19 protein-coding genes are annotated in these 21,842 nt (G+C 60.3%); 7 read left to right on the top strand and 12 right to left on the bottom strand.

Going from position 1 to position 21,842, the window contains the following annotated elements:
- Positions 1-207 precede the first annotated feature (207 nt).
- From KQ659_RS17090 to deoC, 6 genes are all read right to left on the bottom strand, one after another.
- Positions 208-1,713 (bottom strand): S1C family serine protease, encoded by a 1,506-nt coding sequence (locus KQ659_RS17090; protein ID WP_226930021.1) that lies wholly within the window; start codon positions 1,711-1,713, stop codon positions 208-210.
- 246 nt (positions 1,714-1,959) lie between these two features.
- Positions 1,960-2,424: an Hsp20/alpha crystallin family protein gene (locus KQ659_RS17095; RefSeq protein WP_216685991.1), complete on the bottom strand. Its 465-nt coding sequence runs from the start codon at positions 2,422-2,424 to the stop codon at positions 1,960-1,962.
- A gap of 501 nt (positions 2,425-2,925) precedes the next feature.
- Complete coding sequence (locus KQ659_RS17100; protein ID WP_216679954.1) at positions 2,926-3,744, bottom strand: hypothetical protein; 819 nt, start codon at positions 3,742-3,744, stop codon at positions 2,926-2,928.
- 93 nt (positions 3,745-3,837) lie between these two features.
- On the bottom strand, positions 3,838-5,028 hold the full coding sequence (locus tag KQ659_RS17105) for a M20 metallopeptidase family protein (protein ID WP_216688140.1): 1,191 nt from the start codon (positions 5,026-5,028) through the stop codon (positions 3,838-3,840).
- Between the two features lie 226 nt (positions 5,029-5,254).
- Positions 5,255-5,791, bottom strand: coding sequence for a sporulation protein (locus KQ659_RS17110; RefSeq protein WP_216688139.1), 537 nt, complete (start codon positions 5,789-5,791; stop codon positions 5,255-5,257).
- A 1-nt stretch (position 5,792) separates the two neighbouring features.
- Positions 5,793-6,461 carry a deoxyribose-phosphate aldolase gene (deoC, locus tag KQ659_RS17115; RefSeq protein ID WP_216688138.1) on the bottom strand — a complete coding sequence of 223 codons (669 nt, stop codon included), beginning with the start codon at positions 6,459-6,461 and terminating at the stop codon, positions 5,793-5,795.
- A gap of 85 nt (positions 6,462-6,546) precedes the next feature.
- On the opposite strand from deoC, the gene KQ659_RS17120 reads away from it, so the two are divergent.
- Both KQ659_RS17120 and KQ659_RS17125 read left to right on the top strand, forming a co-directional pair.
- Entirely contained in the window at positions 6,547-7,728 is a 1,182-nt protein-coding gene (locus KQ659_RS17120; protein ID WP_216688137.1) for an AAA family ATPase, read from the top strand.
- The gene (locus KQ659_RS17125) at positions 7,721-8,278 is read left to right on the top strand and encodes a hypothetical protein (RefSeq protein ID WP_216688136.1); all 558 of its coding nucleotides are present in this window, start codon (positions 7,721-7,723) and stop codon (positions 8,276-8,278) included. Before KQ659_RS17120 ends, KQ659_RS17125 begins: the two co-directional genes overlap by 8 nt.
- A gap of 70 nt (positions 8,279-8,348) precedes the next feature.
- Here KQ659_RS17125 and secA read toward each other — a convergent pair whose 3' ends face one another.
- The 4 genes from secA to KQ659_RS17145 form a co-directional block, all read right to left on the bottom strand.
- The gene (gene secA / locus KQ659_RS17130) at positions 8,349-11,759 is read right to left on the bottom strand and encodes a preprotein translocase subunit SecA (RefSeq protein WP_216685988.1); all 3,411 of its coding nucleotides are present in this window, start codon (positions 11,757-11,759) and stop codon (positions 8,349-8,351) included.
- Positions 11,760-12,000: 241 nt separating this feature from the next.
- On the bottom strand, positions 12,001-13,179 hold the full coding sequence (glf, locus tag KQ659_RS17135; RefSeq protein WP_216679946.1) for a UDP-galactopyranose mutase: 1,179 nt from the start codon (positions 13,177-13,179) through the stop codon (positions 12,001-12,003).
- Between the two features lie 143 nt (positions 13,180-13,322).
- A complete protein-coding gene (locus tag KQ659_RS17140; RefSeq protein WP_216679945.1) occupies positions 13,323-14,615 on the bottom strand; it encodes a glycosyltransferase family 1 protein in 1,293 nt (430 codons plus the stop codon).
- Between the two features lie 175 nt (positions 14,616-14,790).
- The gene (locus tag KQ659_RS17145) at positions 14,791-15,306 is read right to left on the bottom strand and encodes a GNAT family N-acetyltransferase (RefSeq protein ID WP_216679944.1); all 516 of its coding nucleotides are present in this window, start codon (positions 15,304-15,306) and stop codon (positions 14,791-14,793) included.
- Positions 15,307-15,429: 123 nt separating this feature from the next.
- Here KQ659_RS17145 and KQ659_RS17150 point away from each other — a divergent pair, with 123 nt between their 5' ends.
- From KQ659_RS17150 to KQ659_RS17170, 5 genes are all read left to right on the top strand, one after another.
- Positions 15,430-15,882, top strand: coding sequence for a MarR family winged helix-turn-helix transcriptional regulator (locus tag KQ659_RS17150; RefSeq protein ID WP_216679943.1), 453 nt, complete (start codon positions 15,430-15,432; stop codon positions 15,880-15,882).
- Between the two features lie 35 nt (positions 15,883-15,917).
- A complete protein-coding gene (locus KQ659_RS17155) occupies positions 15,918-16,352 on the top strand; it encodes an organic hydroperoxide resistance protein (protein ID WP_216679942.1) in 435 nt (144 codons plus the stop codon).
- Between the two features lie 96 nt (positions 16,353-16,448).
- Complete coding sequence (locus KQ659_RS17160) at positions 16,449-17,447, top strand: NADP-dependent oxidoreductase (RefSeq protein WP_216679941.1); 999 nt, start codon at positions 16,449-16,451, stop codon at positions 17,445-17,447.
- Positions 17,448-17,650: 203 nt separating this feature from the next.
- Entirely contained in the window at positions 17,651-17,959 is a 309-nt protein-coding gene (locus KQ659_RS17165) for a putative quinol monooxygenase (RefSeq protein WP_216679940.1), read from the top strand.
- A 44-nt stretch (positions 17,960-18,003) separates the two neighbouring features.
- Positions 18,004-18,684 carry a type 1 glutamine amidotransferase domain-containing protein gene (locus KQ659_RS17170; protein ID WP_216679939.1) on the top strand — a complete coding sequence of 227 codons (681 nt, stop codon included), beginning with the start codon at positions 18,004-18,006 and terminating at the stop codon, positions 18,682-18,684.
- A 188-nt stretch (positions 18,685-18,872) separates the two neighbouring features.
- Here the strand turns inward: KQ659_RS17170 and dapF are convergent, their stop codons facing one another.
- Positions 18,873-19,670: a diaminopimelate epimerase gene (gene dapF / locus KQ659_RS17175; RefSeq protein ID WP_216679938.1), complete on the bottom strand. Its 798-nt coding sequence runs from the start codon at positions 19,668-19,670 to the stop codon at positions 18,873-18,875.
- Positions 19,671-19,754: 84 nt separating this feature from the next.
- Positions 19,755-21,569 carry a peptidoglycan D,D-transpeptidase FtsI family protein gene (locus KQ659_RS17180; RefSeq protein WP_216679937.1) on the bottom strand — a complete coding sequence of 605 codons (1,815 nt, stop codon included), beginning with the start codon at positions 21,567-21,569 and terminating at the stop codon, positions 19,755-19,757.
- Between the last annotated feature and the right edge of the window lie 273 nt (positions 21,570-21,842).

Consider the following 21,842-nt stretch of genomic DNA (forward strand, 5'->3'; position numbering starts at 1 on the left):
CCATTCATTTCAGCTCATTATTTTCCCTGACCATCAGCCTACTACCTTCTTTCGCACGCAGCAAACTGCCCCCTATGGCTTCCCATTCCAACAGGCCCAAATCAGTCCCATAATGGAACAGCGCTACCATCCGCCCAACACCCACAAAAAAAGCCCCTACCGAGGCGGTAGAGGCTTTTTCAGGGGTTAACTGTTAACTACGCCGGGCTATTCCTGCCCGATGGGGTAGTACGCCTTGCGGCCGTCGGGGTACACGCCCTCTACCAACGCGCCCGAGCTTTCGCGGGCCTGGTCGAGGAAGTTTTTCACGTCGGCAGGCTTAGTCACCTGATTTTTGTCGATGCGGGTGATGATAAAGCCATCGGCCATGCCCGTCTCGCGGAAATTGCTGCCCTTAATGCCGCTGATTTTGGCTCCACCCTCCAGGCCCAGCTTGGCCAGCTCGCGGGGCTCCACGGCCGCAATGGTAGCGCCCTCGTACTTGATGGAGGCCGCCATGGCATCCTCGCGCACAATGCCCGTGGTGCCCGTGGCGTTGCGCAGCACAGCCTCGGCCAGGCCGGCGGTGCCACCCCGCAGGTAGCTCACCTTAATCTTGTCGCCAGGCCGGAAACGGGCCACCTGCTCCTGCAGCTGCGACGAAGTATTCACGGCCACGCCGTTGATTTGGGTAATGATGTCGTCCTTTTTTAGGCCGGCCTGGGCAGCGGCGCTGCCGGCCGTCAGGCCCTGCACGTACACGCCGTTCAGAGTGTTCAGCTTCTTCTCGGAAGCCAGCTTGGCATCCACTTCCTGAATCTGCACGCCGAGCAGAGCGCGCTGCACCACTTTGTATTTCAGCAGGTCATCGACCACCTTGCTAGCCAGCGAGCTGGGAATGGCGAAGGAGTAGCCCTCGTAGCTGCCCGTGTGCGAGGCAATGGCCGAGTTGATGCCAATCAGGTCACCGTTGAGGTTCACCAGGGCCCCGCCCGAGTTGCCGGGATTCACCACGGCATCGGTCTGGATGAACGACTCGATGCCCATGTTGTCCTTGCGGCGCAGAATGTCGATGTTCCGGCCCTTGGCCGAAATGATGCCGGCCGTCACGGTCGAGTTCAGGTTGAAGGGGTTGCCCACGGCAAGCACCCACTGGCCCACTTTCACGTCGTCGGAATTGCCGTACTTGATGAAGGGCAGGTTGTCAGCCTTCACTTTCAGCACGGCCAGGTCGGTGTTAGGGTCGGCGCCCACCAGCTCCGCTTCAAACTTGCGCTTGTCGTCCAGCACTACCTCAATCTTGGAGGCTTTGTCGATAACGTGGTTGTTGGTCACGATGTAGCCGTTGGCGGCGATAATCACGCCCGAGCCTGAGCCCTGGCCCCCACCCTGCGGCTGCTGGCCATGAAACTGCTCCAGCTGGTCGCCAAAAAACTGGCGCAGAAAAGGGTCCATCTGCTGCTGCTGGCGCCGGTCGACAGCCGGTGCGGCATATTCGGTCATTACGTGCACCACGGCCGGAGTTGCAGCAGCGGCGGCGGCCACAAAGTTCAGGCCCTCGGGCACGGCGTAGGGCGTGCTCTTCATCTCGGAAGTATAACGCACCTGGGGGTCGGCGGCTACGGACTGAGGTGCCACGGGGGCGGGCTCGAGCAGCTTGTATCCCCCCACGGCCACGCCCCCGCCAAGAATGGCGGAACCGAGCAGGCCGAGCATCATTTGTTTTGCTTGCATGGGTAAGGGAAAAAATTGAAAAAAGGTTGAATGGGTGAACTGGAGAACTAGTCTAACATCAGCCGAATGAAAACCGAATGAGTCCGGCAAGGTTATTTTCGGCTTAACGCGGAAAAGATTCGCTTTCGCGTGACAAGGTTGCTTTTAGCAGAAAACAGGCCAAACCAAGCTTATCAGCAGCACAACGCTGGCGGCGGCAAAAAAGGCACCCCGAGAGGTACCTTTTTTTCATATATCATCCCGCGCTTAGCGAATTGCGATGTGCTGGGTGGTCACTTTTTCCATGTCGAAGGGCAGCGTTATGCGTAGAATGCCGTCGGTCAGCTCGGCGGCAATGGCCTTCACATTCACCGTTTCGGGCAGGCGGAAGGTGCGCAAGAATTGGCCGTAGCTGGTTTCGATGCGGCGGAATTTAGGCGTGGCCGGAGCCTCGGGAGCTGCCTCGGCGGGCGTGGCTTCGTTATCGTTGGCTGCAGCTTCCGTAGCGGGAGCAGCGGCTGCTTTAGCAGCAGCGGCCGGGCTAGGCCGGGTGCCAGACACCACAAGCTGACCGTCGAGGAAGTCGAGGGTGACGGCTTCTTTTTTCACGCCGGGCAGGGCCAGGTGCAGTTCAAAGCCAGCAGCGGTTTCGAGGATGTCGGCGGCGGGTACGAAGGCGGGGGTGGCCGGCGCGGCGGCCGTTTGCGGCTCGCGGAGCATGTCGGCCAGCATAGCGCTCAAAACGCGGCTGGGACGTAGGGAAGGGCGGTTGTTATAAAGCAGCGTTGCTATTGATATATAGAATGTTATAGGAAAGTGATAAAATCACAGCCGCCAGGCGGCACACCTTACTTCCCTTAAATTCTATACCAACCAGTTTATGCGCAATTTTTAAGACAATTTGTCTTATTATGATATATTATGGAATTATTAAATAATTATGTTAATGACAAAATCATCCAATAAAGCTATTCAGAACACTATTTAGCCCGAGTTGAAGCCTAAAATTTTGTCATCATCGCTGGGTTGTTATTCCGGTACCGGCGGAATCTGAGCGGAACCGTTAGGCATATTCCATCATACTTCTCCAGTATCGGAATGACCGTTCTGGCTTAGGCTAAAAAGCACGTCATGCAGAGCGGAGCGAAGCATCTTTACCGCAGTAGCAACTGATTACTGTTGCGGTAAAGATGCTTCGCTCCGCTCTGCATGACGTGCTTTCTGGATAGGTTCTTAGTGCTGCGTGGGCAGTTGCTGGCGGGTTTCGGCGCTTTGGCCCTGAATGATGGTGAAGCGTAAATCGAGGCCCAGCACCGGGGTTACGGCATTCAGCTTGCCGCCGGAGGTCTGGACGCCCTGCGCGTTGTACTGGGGCAGCGTGACCAGGTAGTTGGTCTGATAGGCAAACCAAGGCGTGAAATCGAACAAGCCCGCCACGCGGAAGCCCACCTCGCCGCGCAGGCTGGTGAACTGGATAAACCGCTCATCGGGGTCGGTGTCGGCCTTGAGGAGGCGAACGTGGGTGTCGGCCTCATAGCTCAGGCGGGGGCGCAAGGCAAAGCCGCCGGTGCCGACGGGCAGCAGCTTTTCGAGGTCGACACGGAGGCGGGCGTTGGTTTGGCTTTTGGCCCCGGTGGCGCTGGGAAAAACGCGCTCCAGGCTCAGGCGCTGGCCGAAGGTGAGTGGGCCGAGGGGGCTGCGGTGGCGCAGCAGCACTTCGGGTATCAGCAGGTAGTCTTTGCTGCTGGCGGTGAAGTAGCCGAGGGTGCCGCCCAGACTCCAGTGCTCGCTCAGAAAATGCTCGTAGGCCAGGTTCAGGCGCTGCTCATCGAAGCCCAGCACGCGCTTAGGTTCGGCCCCGAGCAGGTGATTGTTATCGGTATTTTGCTGGCCGTGCGCGGTCAGGAGCAGGTAGTCGTTGCCGGGCAGGGCCAACTCGGCCTGCACTTCGGGCCAGAGCTGCAGGCCGGAGATGGAGCGGCGCGTTTGGGCGGCGGCGGGCTGGGCCAGCAGGGCGGCCAGCAGCAGGAAGCAGGAGAGAAATCGATTCATGAGGGAGAGGTACCATGGACGCTGCGAGTCCGCGAATGGTGTATCGAGGATGGAGCAACCGACGCGCGGACTCGCAGCGTCCACGGTACGAGTCTACTGCCCCAACTCCTTTATTGCCAGCCAGGCCATGAGGCCGGGGCCGGTGGTGAGCGCCTGCTCGTCGATGTCGAAGGTGGGCGTGTGCACGGAGGCGGCGAAGCGGCCATCGGCGTGGCGTGTGCCAAGGCGGTAGAAGCAGGCCGGTGCGGCCTGCGAGAAGTAGGCGAAGTCCTCGGCGGCCATCCACTGGTCGAGCTCCACTACGTTTTCGGGGCCGAGGTACTCTTCGGCGGCGGCGCGTACGCGGGCCGTGAGGGCGGGCTCGTTTTCCAGGTACGGGTAGCCCACCCGGATTTCGAGCTCGCACACCGCGCCCATGCTGTCGGCCAGGCCTTCGCAGAGCTTGCGCAGGTGCTGGTGGGCCTCGGCGCGCCATTCCTCATTCAGGGTACGGAAGGTGCCTTCGATGTACACTTCGTTGGGAATAACGTTGGTGGCGCCGTTGGCAATGACCTTGCCGAAGCTCAGCACCGAGGGGATTTTGGGGTTGGCGCGGCGGCTCACAATCTGCTGGGCGGCCACGATGATGTGGGCGGCCACCAGCACGGGGTCAAGGTTCATTTCGGGCATGGCGCCGTGGCCACCCTTGCCCTTGATGGTGAGGTAGAGCTCATCGGTGCTGGCCATGTAGCGGCCGGGGCGCAGGCCAATTTTACCGGCCGGCAGGTGCGGAAATACATGCTGCCCAAGTACTTGGCCCACGGCCGGATTCTCCAGGACCCCCTCCTTTATCATCAGCGAAGCGCCGCCGGGCAGGCGCTCCTCGCCGGGCTGAAACATGAGCTTCACAGTGCCTTTAAACTCGCCTTTCAGCTCATTGAGGATGCGGGCCGCGCCCAGCAGCGAGGCCGTGTGCACGTCGTGCCCGCAGGCGTGCATCACGCCGGGGTTGGTCGATTTGTAGGGCACGTCGCTGGCTTCGGTGATGGGCAGCGCATCCATATCGGCCCGCAGGGCAATGGTGGGGCCGCCAGGCAAGCCTTCGATGAGGGCCACCACGCCGGTATTGGCAATGGGCTGCGGCGTGAGGCCCAGCTTCGTCAGCTCCCGTGTAACGAAGGCGGCGGTGTTCACTTCCTCAAAGGAAAGCTCGGGGTGCGCGTGCAGGTGCTGGCGCAGGGCTACGGTATCGGCAGCGTGGGCAACGGCGAGCTGCTGGATGCGGGGGATGAGGGTGTCGGACATGGGCGAGATGGACGTTGGGCGGGCAAACTCCCCTCCTTACCAAGGAGGGGATGTTCGAGCCAAAAGCTCGGACGGGGGTGGTTAGGGGCGTTGGACGAATTGCATCGGTATTGTTTGGGCTGGCTGTCCGGATATCATCCAACGCCATAACTACCCCAATTTCAGCTTCGCTGAAATATCCCCTCCTTGGTAAGGAGGGGAGTTTTTGTTCTTTCCTCTACCTCCCCTACGGGGTCTTGTTCAGCAGCACTTGCGTGGTTTCGAGCTCCAGCTTGGGGGTGAGACCACGCAGGCGGGCCATGGCGCGGGCAGCCTCCAGCTTGGTGAGGTAGTCGCCGATATAAAGACGGTAGACCGGCGATTTGAAGGTAATGTAGTCCGTCTCATCGGGGTAGCGGCCGATAATGGCGCGCCGAATGGCCATCACCTGGTCGCGCTCCAGGCCGAGGTACACCAGCAAGCGGTAGCCCTGAGCATACTTCACGTTCTGGTTGGTGAAGGCCTGGTCGCGCAGGCGCTGCTCTACCGGGGCGTTGACGTGGTTGGTGGGCAGCACGGTTGTTTTGGCGGGCGCGATGGCCGCGATGGGCGTGACTTTGGGCGCGGCAAACGCGGGGCGATACTTCGTCACGTCCTCGGCGGGTAGAGCGGGCGCGGCAGCGGTTTTTTTGAGCGTGGTATCGACGGGCGCGCTGGCGCGGGGGGCCTGCGGGGTAGTGCCGGCGCAGGCCGTAAGCCCGAAAAACAGGGAGGCAACGAGCATCTTAGGCAGCATTCGGTTCATCGGTTTCAGCAATCATGGCCAGGCTATTGGATGCGCCGATACGGTCGGCCCCGGCCGCCACCAGGGCCAGCGCGGCTTCGCGGGTGCGGATGCCCCCGGCGGCCTTGATGCGTACGGTATCGGGCAGTACGCGGCGCAGAAGCGCAGTATCGGCCACCGACGCGCCCCGGCTGGCAAAGCCGGTGGAGGTTTTCACGAAGTCGGCCTCGCCTTCCACGCACAGGCGGCAGGCCAGTATAATCTCCTCCTCCGTGAGCAAGGCCGTTTCGATGATAACCTTGAGCAGGGCCTGATGGACGTGGCACAAATCGGCCAAATCCAGAATTTCGGCCTGAATGGCGTCAGCCTTGCCCGATTTCAGGGCCGAGATGTTGATAACCATGTCGAGCTCCGTGGCCCCGTCATAGAGCGCCACTTCGGCTTCCTTGAACTTCACGGCCGAGGTGGCGTAGCCCAGCGGAAACCCCACCACAGTGCAAATGCCCACCGCCGCACCTTCCAGCTTAGCCGTAGCCAGGGCCACGTAGCAGGGCGGTACGCACACCGTGGCGAAGCCGTGGGCGGCGGCCTCTTCGCAGAGCTGAATGATTTGCGCTTCCGTGCAATCGGGGCGCAGCAGGGTGTGGTCGATTCGGGCAGCGAGGGTCATGGGGCAAAGGTACGGCGGGCAGTAGTGCTGGCGTTGGCCTACACCTTACGCTTTGCCCGTACTTTTGGCCAAAGCTCCGCTCCTCATGGAAAACGACATCAAGTTCCTGCGCATCCAGAATTTCAAGTCCATCAAGGACGTCACGCTCCACCCCCGCCGCGTGAACCTTATTATCGGCGAGCCGAATGTGGGCAAATCAAACCTGCTGGAAGCTATGACGCTGCTGGGCGGCATCACCTACGAGCAGACCGAGAAGTTCATGGGCAGCTTCATCCGGTACGAAGAGCCCCGGCAGCTGTTTTATGATAACCTGGTGGGGAATACGATTAAGGTGGAGACGGATAGGGATGTGGCAGTTTTGCTGTTTGAAAGTAAGAGTAAACAGTTTGAATATTTGTTTTGCGATAAGGAACTTCACAACGAACTGCTTAAACGTTTCCCTCCCACAACTAGCAATAGAAGCACTTTGGCTAGTCATGCCAGTGTATTATCCAAGATTCCTTTTGAGCATATAAAACTGGAAATGCATAATGGGTTTGCTGCTAAAAACATCCTTTATACAACATTCAATAACGCAAGCTTTTCCAGCGTTAAAATCAAATCAGACTTTACTGATTTTGGTGCCAATCTCAATACAGGCTCACTTCCGCGCAATTACGCATTTATAAAAAACACTTTCATTAACCAAGAGACAGGTGATGCTTATCTAAACCCGCCTAGTGGCAATAATTTAATCGAAATCATCCAAGCTTACACCCTGTTACGGGCAGAAATTGCGCAAATGTTCGAGCGCTACGGCCAGAAGCTCCAGCTTCGCATGGACGAGCACCGCCTCGAAATCATCAAGGACCAGGACGGCATTATCTACTCCTACCCCTATTCCAGCGTAGCCGATACCCTGCAACGCATCATATTCTACCTCGCGGCCATCGAGAGCAACGACGACGCAGTATTGCTGTTCGAGGAGCCCGAGGCCCACTCCTTCCCGGTGTATGTATCGAAGCTGGGCCGGCGCATCGTGGAGAGCACCAATAATCAGTTTTTCATCGACACGCATAGCCCCTACCTCATCACTGAGATACTGGAAACGATGCTCACCGACGACGCGCAGGCCGGCGAGCTGGCCATGTTTGCGGCCTACTACGAGGACCACCAGACCAAGGTGCACCAGCTCAGCGACGAGGAAATTCGCAGCATCCGCGCCGATGGCATCGATGTATTCTACAACATGAAGCGGTTCACGACCGGCGCGGCCTCCAATGCCTGAAAACGTCCTGTTCGTACCCGAGTGCCACGTCGATACCGCCCTCACCCGCACCCTCCTCGCCGACCGGCTCACCTTCATCAATCACCAGCACGGCATCTCCAAAGTAGCCAACGTGCTAAGCCAGCAAGCCGAGTCGGGCCGCGGGCGCTTCGTAGTGGGCATGGTGGATAAGGACAAGAAGTTCGCCGACGTGAAGTATCTGCGCCCGTTTGCCAACTCTCGGCCCGTGGCCGCCCGCCTCGGCCCCGACTGCCGCTATTGCATCTACCAGCACCCGGCGCACGCCAATCATTACCTCATCGTGATGGAGCCGGCCTGCGATACCTGGATATTCGAAGCCGCCCACGCCGCCGGCCTGTCCCCGGCTGACTTCGGTCTGCCCCCCACCCTATCGGCTTTCATCGAGCTAATGAAAGACGAAGACGCCGAAGACAACCCGCGGCTGATTCGCCTGCTCTGGGCCATTCAGCTAGCCCAGCCCGCTGCCTACCGCGAGCTGGCCGAGTTCGTGGCCGACATCATGGACCAGAACAGCAGGCTCTGGCAGTAGCGCTAACCGAAAAAAAGGCGGCCTCCCCAGTGGGAAGGCCGCCTTTTTCAATTTAGAACCGGACTGGGAACTAGTCCACCAGCACGGCGCGGCCGCTTTCCACGTCCTGCTCCACAGACTTGTATTTCACGTCGCGCTTCACGGTGCCGTCCATGTATTGCACGTTCACTTTATCGTTGCGATTGGCTATTTTTTGGCTGCGCACAGGCACTTGCTTCTCGGCTACCTGGGGCGATTGGTAATCGGGGCCGATATCTTCGGGGCCGGCCCCGAGCGAGTCGAGGTTGCTCTCGTGCTCCACGGTGAGCTGGGGCTGGGGCTCCTCGTCTTCGAGGTAGTAGTCCTGCTCCTCGTTCGTGCCCACGGCACCTTGCTGTACCGGCACGTCGGCGTGGAAGAGGAAGGCCGTCGTCTCCTCGTTCACCTTGCCAATCATGCGCTTAAACAGCTCGAAGCTCTCGAACTTATACACCAGCAGCGGGTCTTTCTGCTCGTACACCGCGTTTTGCACCACCTGTTTCAGGTCGTCCATCTGGCGCAGGTGCTGGGTCCAAGCAGTGTCAATTACGCTTAGCACCACCACTTTCTCCATCTGGCGGAGGATGTCGTGGCCGCCGGTAGCCTGGGCGCGGCGCAGGTTGGCAATGGCCTGAATCTGCTTCTTGCCGTCAGTGAAGGGCACGGCGATGTTCTCGTAGGGCGCGCCATTGCTCAGCAAGTCGTTCACCAGCGGCAGCGAGTTACTGGCGATGTGCTCGTTCTTGCTCTGGAAGTAGCCCAGGGCCTCGTCGTACAGCTTCTGGGTCAGGGCCGGCACCTGCAGGCTGGTCAAATCCTGCGCCGAGAGGTAAGTATCGTAGCCGAATACCTTAATAACGTTCAGCTTGAAATCCTCGAAGTCGCCCGTGATTTTGTGGCCGGCGGCGATGTCCTCGCTCACGTCGTAAATCATGTTGAGGATATCGACTTCCATGCGGTCGCCGTGCAGGGCGTTGCGGCGGCGCTTATACACCACTTCGCGCTGGGCGTTCATCACGTCATCGTACTCCAGCAGGCGCTTACGCGTGCCGAAGTTGTTCTCCTCCACTTTCTTCTGGGCGCGCTCGATGGAGTTAGTAATCATCGAGTGCTGAATCACTTCGCCCTCTTCCATGCCCATGCGGTCCATCAGCTTGGCAATACGGTCAGAGCCGAACAGGCGCATTAGGTTGTCCTCCAGGCTCACGAAGAACTGCGAGGTGCCGGGGTCGCCCTGGCGGCCGGCACGGCCCCGCAGCTGGCGGTCTACCCGGCGGCTTTCGTGGCGCTCGGTGCCGATGATGGCCAGGCCACCCGACGCCTTAGAGGTTTCGCGCAGCTTAATGTCAGTACCCCGGCCGGCCATGTTCGTGGCGATGGTTACGGTGCCAGGGTAGCCGGCGGCGGCCACAATCTCGGCCTCGCGCTGGTTTTGCTTGGCATTGAGCACCTGGTGCTGGATGCCGCGCAGCTTCAGCATGCGCGACATCAGCTCGGAAATTTCTACCGACGTGGTACCTACCAGCACGGGGCGGCCGGCTTCTACCAACTTCTGGATTTCTAGGGCCACGGCATTGTATTTCTCACGCACCGTTTTGTACACCTGGTCGTCGGAGTCCTGGCGCGAAATCACCCGGTTGGTGGGAATCACCACCACGTCGAGCTTGTAGATTTCCCAGAATTCGCCGGCTTCGGTTTCGGCCGTACCAGTCATGCCGCACAGCTTGTGGTACATGCGGAAGTAGTTCTGCAGCGTCACGGTAGCGTAGGTCTGGGTGGCGTCTTCCACGCGCACATTTTCCTTGGCCTCGATGGCCTGGTGCAGGCCGTCGGAATAGCGGCGGCCTTCCATGACGCGGCCGGTCTGCTCGTCCACGATTTTCACCTTGCCGTCGTCGGTCAGGATGTACTGGTCGTCTTTCTCAAACAGCGTATAGGCTTTCAGCAGCTGGTTCACGGTGTGCACCCGCTCGCTTTTTTCGTTGTAGTCGCTCATCAGCTTTTCCTTCTGCTGGAGCTTGTCTTCGGCGCTGAGGCCGGTGTTCTTCTCGATGTCGGCAATGGCCATGCCGATGTCGGGCATGATGAACAGCTGCGGGTCTTCGCCCTGCGCCGTAATCAAATCCAGGCCTTTTTCGGTCAGTTCAATCTGGTTGTTCTTCTCGTCAATGGTGAAGAACAGCGTTTCATCAGCCTTGGGCATCTGGCGCGAGTTGTCGGCCAGGTAGTGGTTCTCGGTAGCCAGCAATATGGCGCGGATGCCGGGCTCCGAGAGGTACTTGATGAGGGGCTTGCTCTTGGGCAGGCCGCGGTGGGCGCGGAACAGCATGAGGCCACCCTCGCCGTTTTTGTCGCCCGGCTCCACCCCGGTTTTACCGGCTGCAATCTGCTTGCGGGCTTCCACGAGGTAGGCCTGCACCACCTTTTTCTGCTCATCCACGATGCGCTGGATGCGCGGCTTGAGCTGGTAGAACTCGTGCACATCGCCGCGCGGCACCGGACCCGAGATGATGAGCGGCGTCCGCGCATCGTCAATCAGCACGGAGTCCACTTCGTCGACCATCGCGAAATGGTGCTTGCGCTGCACCAATTCTTCGGGGTCGCGCGCCATGTTATCGCGCAGGTAGTCGAAGCCGAACTCGTTGTTGGTGCCGTAGGTAATGTCGGCTTGATAGGCGGCGCGGCGCTCCGGCGTGTTGGGCTGGTGCTTGTCGATGCAGTCCACGGTGATACCGTGGAATTCGAACAGCGGCGCGTTCCATTCGGAGTCCCGCTTGGCCAGGTAGTCGTTGACAGTAACAAGGTGCACCCCGCGCTTCGACAGCGCATTTAGGAACGAAGGCAACGTTGAAACCAGCGTTTTGCCCTCACCCGTGGCCATTTCCGAGATTTTACCCTGATGCAGCACCACGCCGCCAATCAGCTGCACGTCGTAGTGCACCATGTCCCAGACGATTTCGGCGCCAGCAGCCAGCCATTTGTTACTCCAGATGGCCTTATCGCCCTCGAAGGTCACATTGCCGTGCGTGGTGGCATATTCGCGGTCGCGGTCATTGGCGGTTACCACGAGCTGGCCGTTGTCTTTGTAGCGGCGGGCGGTATCCTTCACAATGGCGAAGGCCGTCGGCAGCACCTCCAGCAGCACCGCTTCGAGGTCCTTGTTGCGCTGCTTTTCCAGCGCGTCAATCTGCTCGAATAATACTTCCTTCTGCGCCACGTCCAGCTGCGGCTGGGTGTCGATTTGCTGATGCAAGCCGGCAATCTGCCCGTCGAGACCGGCGAGGCGCTCGGCAATGCGAGCGCGCACAACATCGGTCTGGTCGCGCAGCTGGTCATCGGTCAAACCGGCCAGTTTGGCATATTCGGCATTAATCAGCGCCACGTAGGGCACGATTTCCTTTAAATCACGCTCCGACTTGGAGCCGAATATTTTGGCGACGGTCTTGCCTAGGAAGTCAAACATCAGGTAGTTTTTATAGCGAAATGCGTTTGCGCGCACCTCAAATTTACGGAGCGTTCTGCTAAAACCATCCCAAAACAAAAAGCCCCGCCAAATTGACGGGGCTCGCTCAGTAGCGTGGACTCTGCGAGTCCGCTTCTTGCCGCCATGCGGCGAATGGTCGTTGTAGGGATTTGCGCGACGGTTGGAGTCCCGCATTCGCCGCTGCGCGGCGAGACGCGGACTCGCAGAGTCCACGCTACGGCTACTCTTGCTTCGGCGAGCGGCTTATCAGCTTCTCGACCAGCGCGGTGCTGCCGGAAATGGCGGGCAGGACGGGCTTGCTGACGTTTTCCTTCTCGGTCAGTTTCTTGTAGAGCGTTAGGGCCTGGGCCACCACCTGGTCCATGTTGTAATACTTATAGGTGGCGAGGCGACCGACAAAATGCACGCCCGACGTTTCGTCGGCCAGCTTCTTGTACTTGCTGTACAGCTCGGCATTTTCGGGCATCGGGATGGGGTAGTACGGGTCGCCTTCGGCCTGCGGGTATTCGTACACAATGGCCGTTTTGGGGTGCTCCTGGCCGGTGAGGGCCTTGAACTCGGTGATGCGCGTATAGAGGTTGTCGTTGGGGTAGTTCACCACGGGCGCGGCGAGGTGTTTCTCCTTGTTCAAGGTTTCGTGCCGGAATTCGAGGGAGCGGTAGGGCAGCTTGCCGAACTTGAAGTCGAAATACTCATCTACCGGACCGGTGAAAATCATTTCCTTAAAAGGAATGAAGTCCATGATTTCGTGGTAATCCGTGTTCAGCATCACCTTGATATTTGGGTGGTTGAGCATGTTCTCAAACATCCGGGTGTAGCCGTGCAGGGGCATGGCCTGATAGGTGTCGGTGAAGTACCGGTCGTCGCGGTTAGTACGGGTGGGCACGCGGCTGGTCACGGACTTATCGAGCTGCGAGGGGTCGAGGCCCCACTGCTTGTTGGTGTAGTTCTTAAAGAATTTGTTGTATAGCTCGCGGCCTACTTTGCTCACCACCACGTCTTCCGACGTCTTGATGACATCGACCTGCTCGGCTACGGAGGCGAAGAATTCTTCCACCTCGAAGCTGGTCAGGTTCAGGCCGTAGAGCTTGTTGATGGTGTCGAGGTTGATGGGCATCGGCACGTGCTGGCCATCCACGGAGGCGAGCACGCGGTGCTCGTAGGGACGCCAGTCGGTGAAGTTGCCCAGGTACTCGAACACGTCTTTTGAATTGGTGTGAAAGATGTGCGGGCCATACTTGTGCACCAGAATACCGTCCTCGTTGTAATGGTCGTAGGCGTTGCCGGCAATGTGGCTGCGCTTGTCAATTATAAGGACTTTTTTGTTGCTGCGGGTGGCCAGCCGCTCGGCCAGCACGCTACCGGCAAAACCGGCTCCAACGATGAGGTAATCAAACATAGTGCAGGGTATGGAAAGCAGTAAGAAGGGAGCGTTATATATTTTTATTTTAACTAACTGATAATCAGAATTTATGCGTGTTTCGGAGGCACGCTACGCCAGCTTGCGGCGGCTTGGATCCGTCCATTATGACTACCAACAGGCTAGACGATGGGCGGCAGCGTTACTTCCGATACTTTGGTGGGCATGAGCGGCACACCGGTCATGGTGGTGGAAGCATCGGGCTTTTTGGCACCCAGGCGCGCCTGCATCAGTTTCACCATCTGCTGCCAGGTCTGGTCCCAGGAAATGGTGGCCAGGTAATCATCGGTGCGCTGCCGCCAGTCGGCGTCGGTGCGCTGGGTGAGGGCCTTGGCGATGGCGGCGCCGAAATCGGCGGCGTTATCGGCAATGTGCACCAGCTTGAGGTCGCCGTAGGGCCGCACCACGTCGCGGATGGGCGTGCTCACTACGGGGTTGCCGGCGGCGAGGTATTCGGGCGTTTTGGTAGGCGAAATAAACTTCGTGCTTTCGTTATCAGCAAACAGCAGAGTGGCTACGTCCCAACCCTTTAAATAGGCAGGCAGTTCCTTATAATCCTTGCCGCCGAGGTAATGCACGTTGGGCGTGCGCGGCAGGGTAGCCGGGTCAATCTTCACCACCGGGCCGATGATGACAAACTGCCACTCGGCGTGGTTCTGCGCCAGCTCGCGCAGCAGCTCAATATCCAGCCGCTCGTCCACCACGCCGAAAAAGCCGATGCGCGGGTGCGCAATGCCGGCCTGGTCGGCGGGCTCGGCCATGGGGCCCCGCGCCTGGCCAAAATGGGCTTTGTCGATGCTGCTCGGGAAGGGGTGCGCGTCGGGGTGCTGCTCGCGCTTGGCTTCGTAGAGCGTGTGCCCGCCGGTGAACACCAGGTCGGCTTTGGCGAAGAGCTCCTGCTCGCGCTTTTTGAGCTCGGGCGGGGCAAACTTGAAGGCCGCCAGCTCGTCCATGCAGTCATACACGGTGAGCTTGGGCGTGAACTGGCGCGACTTGCCCAGGGCCATGGGCGTGTAGTACCAGAACACGTAGTTCGTGACGCTCTGCTCGGCAAAATAGTGACTCAGGACTTCGAACTGGGCCTGGTCGGCGGCGGCTTCGTCTTCGCGCAGGCGCGCGGGCAGGTGCACCACCACCACTTTCACGCCGTTGTCGCGAAGCTTGATTTCAACGTGCGGCTCAACCAGGTTGTCGTTGTGGCAGAAAGCGTCTTCGACATAAAACACCCGGCCGTATTGGGCAAAGCGCGACAGCAAGTGCTGGGGGCGCTGCCACACGAAATCCCAATGCAAGTGCGCAAAGCACACCAGGTCGGGCAACGTATAAGGGGCGTTATTTTCGGCAGCTGATTCGCTGGGCCGGGCAGCGGTGGCAGAGGCGCGCAAAGGCACTTCCACCGTCGAAGAAGGGGGCATGAAAATTAGCAGGAAAAGGGGTTTCGCGCCGCGCCGGAGGGACTCTCTACCTACGCAGCCGCAACGCTTGCAAGTGTATACGCAGCCCTTCGGCCAAAGGATATACCCCGGCTTACTTTGCTAAGCACCTACTAACGCTACACGCTATCAGGCTAATATAAGTTTATCATATATTTTATATCCCGGCATAAAGCTGGAGCAGGCACTGCCATTCCACGGCATCCTGCCAGCCGGTGGCGGTGCGCAGCCAACCGTGCCGAATGCCCACGCGCCGAAAGCCAGCGGCCCGAAACAGCTTCAAACTCGCGGTATTATCAGTGCCTACAGTCGCGTAAATCTGGTGCAGGCGCAGCAGCTGGCGGGCGTAGTTTTTCAGCAGCTCCAGGGCCTGGCGGGCATAGCCGTGGCGGCGCTCGCTGGCCAGAATGGTGATGCCCACACCCGCCCGCAGGTGCAGCGGGTCGAAGTCAAAAAGGTCCACCACACCCACGGCAAGGCTACCTATCTCAGTAGTAATCACCAGCCGCAGCTGGCGCACTACGTATAAATCCGCGCCGGCATGCGCCAGGTATTCGCGCAGGGCGTGGCGCGACACCGGCGCCAGCGTATCCGACACGCCCCAGATGTCGGGGTCGTTTTCGAGGGCGTAGAGAAATTCGAGGTCGTCGGGTTCGAGGGCGCGCAGGTGCATGGTGGGGCAAAGGTATTGGGCGGTGGGGTTGTGGCGGGACGTTCTCGCGTTTAAGATTAAAAAAATAAATTGCGCACAATCAAACATTACACAACCGTTATCCGTTTACCTATTCGAAACCCCATGGCAACTCCTCCTGAACCGTCCGCTAAGAACTCACTGCTGAAGCTAGAAAACCAGCTGTGCTTCCCGTTCTATGCCGTTTCGCGGCTGCTCACCAAGGCCTATCAGCCGCTGTTGCAGGCTCTCGACCTTACCTACCCGCAGTATCTCGTGTTTCTGCTGCTATGGGAGCACGAGAAGCTCACGGTGAAGGAGTTGGGTGAAAAGCTGCTGCTCGACTCGGGCACGCTCACACCGCTGCTCAAGCGCATGGAGCAGAAGCAGTGGCTCAGCCGCCGCCGCGACCCGCGCGACGAGCGGTCGGTTATCATCGCGCTGCTGCCGGCAGGCCGGGCCCTCGAAGCCCGGGCCGACCAGATTCCGCTGCTCATGCTCGACAAGATGCAGATGTCGGAAGGCGAGATAACGGCCCTGCGCACCCACCTAACCCATTTACTTACCCAGTTGGCTTAGCGGCCAGCGCTTAACTTTTTTTCTTACCCAATCCGATGAAAATCGAAAAAATCTTCACTGCCCAGGCTTTGGCCAAAGGCGGCCGCGACGGCCAAATTAGCTCCAACAACAACGTTCTTAACCTGACCCTGAGCACGCCCAAAGAGATGGGCGGCCCCGGCAAAACCGGCGCTACCAACCCCGAGCAGCTGTTTGCCGCCGGCTACGCAGCCTGCTTCGAAGGCGCGCTGGGCGTGGCCGCCCGCCAGGCCAAAGTGCGCCTGGAAAACGTGACCGTGGAAGCCCTCATTGGCTTCGGCCAAGCGGAGGACGGCGGCTACGGCATCTCGGCCGATTTGCACGTAAACCTGCCCGGCTTCGAACAGAAGCAGGCCGAGGAGCTGGTGGAAGCCGCTCACGGCATCTGCCCCTATTCGCGCGCTACCAAAGGCAACATTGAGGTGAGCCTTACCACCACGACCAACGCCTAAGCACGCTGGCTTTCGGGCCGGCCAGATTGAAATAGCCGTGCCACCACCACGCTGGCACGGCTATTTTTTATTCGCTGAACTCACTACCTTATTCCTATGAAAACGCAAGCCATTCTGCTCGCCAGCCGCCCCCAGGGCGAGCCCACGGCCGAGCAATTCCAGTTCGAAACCCGCGAAACGCCTGCCCTTGCCGCCGGCCAGGTGCTGCTGAAAACGCGGTACGTGTCCGTCGACCCCTACATGCGGGGCCGGATGAGCGCGGCAAAATCGTACGTGGCACCGTTTGAAGTGGGCCAGCCGATTGCGGGCGGTGTAGTAGCCGAGGTCATTGAAAGCCAAAGCCCGGACTTGGCCGTAGGCACCACCGTAGTGGGCAACCTGCTTTGGCAGGAATTCAGCGTGGCCGATGCCAAAACACTGAACCCCGTGCCGGTAGATAAAGCCCCTGCCAGCTACTTCCTGGGCCTGCTGGGCATGCCCGGCCTCACGGCCTATTTTGGCCTGCTCGACATCTGCCAGCCCAAGGCCGGCGAAACGGTGGTGGTATCCGGCGCGGCCGGGGCCGTGGGCCTGATTGTGGGCCAGCTGGCCAAAATTCAGGGCTGCCGGGTGGTTGGCACGGCGGGCTCCGACGAAAAGGTGGCCCACCTCAAAGCCCTGGGCTTTGACGAAGCCATCAACTATAAAACCACGCCCGACATTGCCAAAGCCCTGGCCGCCGCCGCCCCCAACGGCGTGGACTGCTACTTCGACAACGTGGGCGGGGCCATCACCGACGCCGTGTACGACCTGCTGAACAAGCACGCCCGCATTGCCCTATGCGGTCAGATTTCGACCTACAACGCTACCGAAACGCCCACCGGCCCCCGCCCCGAAGGCAAGCTCCTGAAAACCAGCACTAAGCTGCAGGGCTTCATCGTGAGCGACTACTACAGCCGCTGGCCCGAGGGCGTGGCCAAGCTCACGGAGTGGTACGCCGCCGGCCAGCTGAAAGGCGAGGAAACCATTACGGAAGGCTTCGACCAGATTCCGGCCGCTTTCATGGGCTTATTTAAGGGTGAGAACACCGGCAAGGCCGTGGTAAAAGTGGCGTAATCAGCACATAGCCTAATAGGCGGTCATGCTGAGCATTCTGCGCATCAAGCAGAGACCGAAGCATCTCGCGTGCCACCACTAATCCTTTTCTCGCGAGTGAGTTACTGCCACACGCGAGATGCCTCGGTCTCTGCTTGATGCGCAGAATGCTCGGCATGACGTTCTCACAGCGTTTCAACATCATCCAATCCCCCCACTATCCCATGTCCTCCAACAAATCCATTATCTGCGTAGCGGCCCACTTCCAGGCCCAGGCCGGCCAGGAAGAAACCGTGCGCCAGCTGCTGTTACAAGCCGCCGCCGCCGTGCGGGCCGATGAGCCCGGCAACCTGGTGTACACCGCGCACCAGGACCCGAAAGAGCCCACTAAGTTCTTCATCTACGAGCAATACGCCGACCAGGCGGCCCTCGAAGCCCACCGCGACTCGGCCCACTACCAAGAGCTGGTGGTGAAGCAGATAGGGCCGCTGCTGGCCGAGCGCGCCGTCACTTTTTACCAGCTGCTGGACTAACGCCGGCCGCTCTTTTTTTTCATTACCACTAAAACCCAGATACCATGAAAATTGCAATGATTTTGACCTCGCACGACGAGCTCGGCAACACCGGCCACAAAACCGGTTTCTGGCTCGAAGAATTCGCCGCGCCTTACTACACCTTCATCGATGCCGGCGCTGATGTTACGCTCGCTTCGCCCAAAGGCGGCCAGCCGCCCCTCGACCCCAAAAGCGACGACCCCAGCGCCCAGACCGATGCCACCAAGCGCTTCAAGGCCGACACCGCCGCCCAGCAAGCCCTGGCCAGCACGGTGACGCTCGACACCATCAAGGCCGAAGATTTTGACGCCGTGTTCTACCCCGGCGGCCACGGCCCCCTGTGGGATTTGGCCGAAGACAAGAAGTCCATTGCCTTCATCGAAGCCATGTACAACGCCGGCAAGCCGGTAGCCGCCGTGTGCCACGCCCCCGGCGTGCTGCGCCACGTGAAAGCCGCCAACGGCGAGCCGCTGGTGAAAGGCAAGTCGGTAGCCGGCTTCACCAACACTGAAGAAGAGGCCGTGCAGCTGACCAACGTAGTGCCTTTCCTGGTGGAAGACATGCTGAAAGAAAACGGCGGCCAGTACTCGAAAGGCGCCGACTGGCAGCCCTACGTCGTATCGGCCGGCAACCTGATTACGGGCCAGAACCCCGCCTCGTCGGAGAAAGCCGCTGAAGAGCTGCTGGCGATGCTGAAGAAGTAGCCTCACGGTTAACCTCACCCCTGCCCCCCTCTCCCGCAGAGAGGGGGCACCGGTTCGGAGCAGGAATAAAACGAAAATAGCCCGGCGCATTGCGCTGGGCTATTTTCATTAACGGCTTCATCTGTCTGGAGCAAAGCCGGTGCCCCTTCTTTTTTGGAGAGGGGGGTCAGGGGGTGAGGTGACCCGCCTTACACCTCCCCGCCGAAAACCCGCACCGCCGGGCCACTCAGCCATACGTTTTCGAAGCCACCGTCGGGACGCTGCTCGAAGCTTACTTCCAGTTCGCCGCCCATGGTTTGCAGGCGCACGGGCGAGGCCGCGCCGCGTTGCGAGGCAGCCAGGGCCACGGCCGTTACGCCGGTACCGCAGCTCAGGGTTTCGTCTTCCACGCCGCGCTCGTAGGTGCGCACGGGCCAGGGCTGGGCGGGGTCGGCGGGAATTTCCACGAAGTTGACGTTGGTGCCGGCCGGGTCGTAGGCCGAGTCGTGGCGGATGTCGTGGCCGATGCCGTACACGTCGAAATCTACCAGTTTTTGACCGCCTTCAGGGTCGAGGAAATGAATGTGGTGGGGCGAGCCGGTGTGCAGGAAAACGTCGGCCTCCCCTACCCCGGCTTTCTGGGCAGCGGCTACATCAATCATGCGCAGGCGCACAGTGCCGTCGGGCTCCACGCGGGCTTCGTGGGGGCCATCCACGGCCAGAAAATGGGTTTCGTCGCCGATGAGGCCGAGGTATTTGGCAAAGGCCACGGTGCAGCGGCCGCCGTTGCCGCACATGGAGCTGGGGCGGCCATCGGCGTTGAAGTACACCATTTCGAAATCGAAATCAGGCTTGTTGCGCAGCAGAATCAGGCCATCGGCCCCAATGCCGAAGCGGCGGTCGCAGAGCTGGGCAATCAGCGGCTGGTCGGTTTCATTGAAAGCATGGACACGGTCGTCAATCATGACGAAGTCATTGCCGGTGCCCTGGTATTTATGGAATTGCATGATGCAAAAGTAATGAATGGCCCTGGCGTCGTCGCCCCCCGTGTGCGCCTCATGGGACCCCTGTGGGGCACGGCCCGCGTCGCCCTAATCCTCAATCTTAGCGCGGCGCTTGATGCGCGACTCCCAACGCTTGCGCTTGGGCGCGATGCTGCCCCTCAGGTATTTCTCCATCACCATCACGGCGCAGGGGGCGGCGGCGGTGGCCCCGAAACCGGCATTTTCGAGGTACACGGCCACGGCAATGCGCGGGTTGTTGGCGGGGGCGAAGCCGACGAAGGTGGCGTGGTCGTCGCCTTCGTCGTTTTGCACGGTGCCAGTTTTGCCGGCCACGGTGATGCCTACATCAGCCAGACTGGAGGTTTCGGCGGTGCCGCCGCGCTGCATCACGGCAATCATGCCGGGGACGAGGGCGGCCAGGTTGGCGCTATCGACCAGGGTGTAGTGCTTTTTGGTGAAGCGGGGCAGCGGGCCGCTGTCGCCCACGCTGCGCACCAGGTGCGGCCGGATGTACCAGCCCCGGTTGGCGATGATGGCGGCCATATTGGCCATTTGCAGGCCGGTGAGATTGATTTCGCCCTGCCCGATGCTGAGCGAATAAATGGAACGGTAGGTCCAGTGCGTGGTGCGGCGGACCTTGTCGTAGTAGGCCGGGGTGGGCAGGAAGCCGGGGGCTTCGTGCGGCACATCCACGCCCAGCACGGAGTCGAGCCCGAAGGACCGCACGTAGCGGCGCCACTGGGCCAAGTTGGCGTGGCGGGCGGCCACGGTGTCGGTGGCCAGACTGTCGGGCACGCGGCTGATGATATTGCGCATCACCTGGTAGAAATAGGGATTGCAGCTGTACTGCAGGCCTAGGGTGAGGTTTTTACCGGCCGGGTGGTGGTGCACGCAGCTGATGAGCGACTGGTCGCAGCGAAAGCCGGTTTGGGGCGTGATAGCTCCCAGCTGCAGGGCCACGGCGGCATTCACGAGCTTAAAAACCGAGCCCGGCGGGTTGGCCAGCATGGCGGGCCGGTTCATCAGGGGCATGTCTTCGCTTTCCAGCAGCTTGGCGCGCACGCCGGCCTGGTCGGGCGCGGTGAGGGTGCGGGCCGAAAACGTGGGGCCTGATACGAAGCAGAGAATTTCGCCGGTGCGCGGGTCGAGGGCTACGAGGTAGCCCTTGCGGCCGCCAATCAGGCTTTCGGCATAGGCCTGCAGCCGGGCATCGAGGCTCAGATGGAGGTCCTGGCCTTGCTGAAACGCGGTGTCGGCGGCCCAGTTGCCGCGCTCCTGGCCCGTGGAGTCGAGGAGCGGGTGCCGAATGCCGCGGCGGCCGTTGAGCAGGCCGTTGTAGTAGCTCTCGACGCCACCGTTGCGCAGGCGGTAGAACCGGCCCCGACGGTAACGTTGGGCCGAGCGCAGGAAAGCCTGCGCCTGGTCAGCGGCGTAGCCAAGCACGGGTGCTCCCGTGCTCGTGGTATAGGTGCGCATGGTTTGCTGCGTGAGCCTGAGCATGGGCCACTCCTTCTGGCGCTTGCGTATTTTTTCGGCTTCCGCGTTGGTAAGCAGCAATTTCACGCCTCCCTTGGGGCGGGCGCCTTCGTAGGGCAGAGCTGCGCTAATGCGGTGCCACAAGGCACTGTCGCGCCAGCCCAGCAGGCGGTTGAGGCCGGCGGAGTCGAGCGGCGGGCGCACCGGCAGGGTGAGCAGGTACACCGGCCGGGTGGCCACCAGCACGGAATCGTTGCGGTCGAGCACGCGGCCCCGCCAGGGCGCTTCCGATACGTCGCGGCGCGGGGTGAGGGGCCCCAGGGAGGAATCCGGCACCAGCACCTCGGCCTGCTGCGCCGGCGATGAACAGGCCGTCAGCATCAGCACGCAGGCAACGAGGCAGGTTTTCCAGGGGGCAAGAGTCATTAACATCTGCTAAAACTAGGCGGTACTCGCAAGGTGGGTCGCTACTTTTCGATGAACACTGCCAACGGCCTTTCAGAAGAGGGGTAATTGCCAAGTATCCACCTTTGGGTATTCATAATGTTCACGAAGTGGCCTGCGCCTGTTGAGACGCAAAATGTCGCGCGCAGATTTTAGTACCCGCTGCATTTAACAACCACGGCGGCTACCACGGCCACGGCGAGCAGCGAACCCAGCCGCAGGGCCAGGAATACCCAAGCCGGTAATTCAGGGTCT

It is taken from the genome of Hymenobacter siberiensis, from assembly GCF_018967865.2.
GTDB lineage: Bacteria > Bacteroidota > Bacteroidia > Cytophagales > Hymenobacteraceae > Hymenobacter > Hymenobacter siberiensis.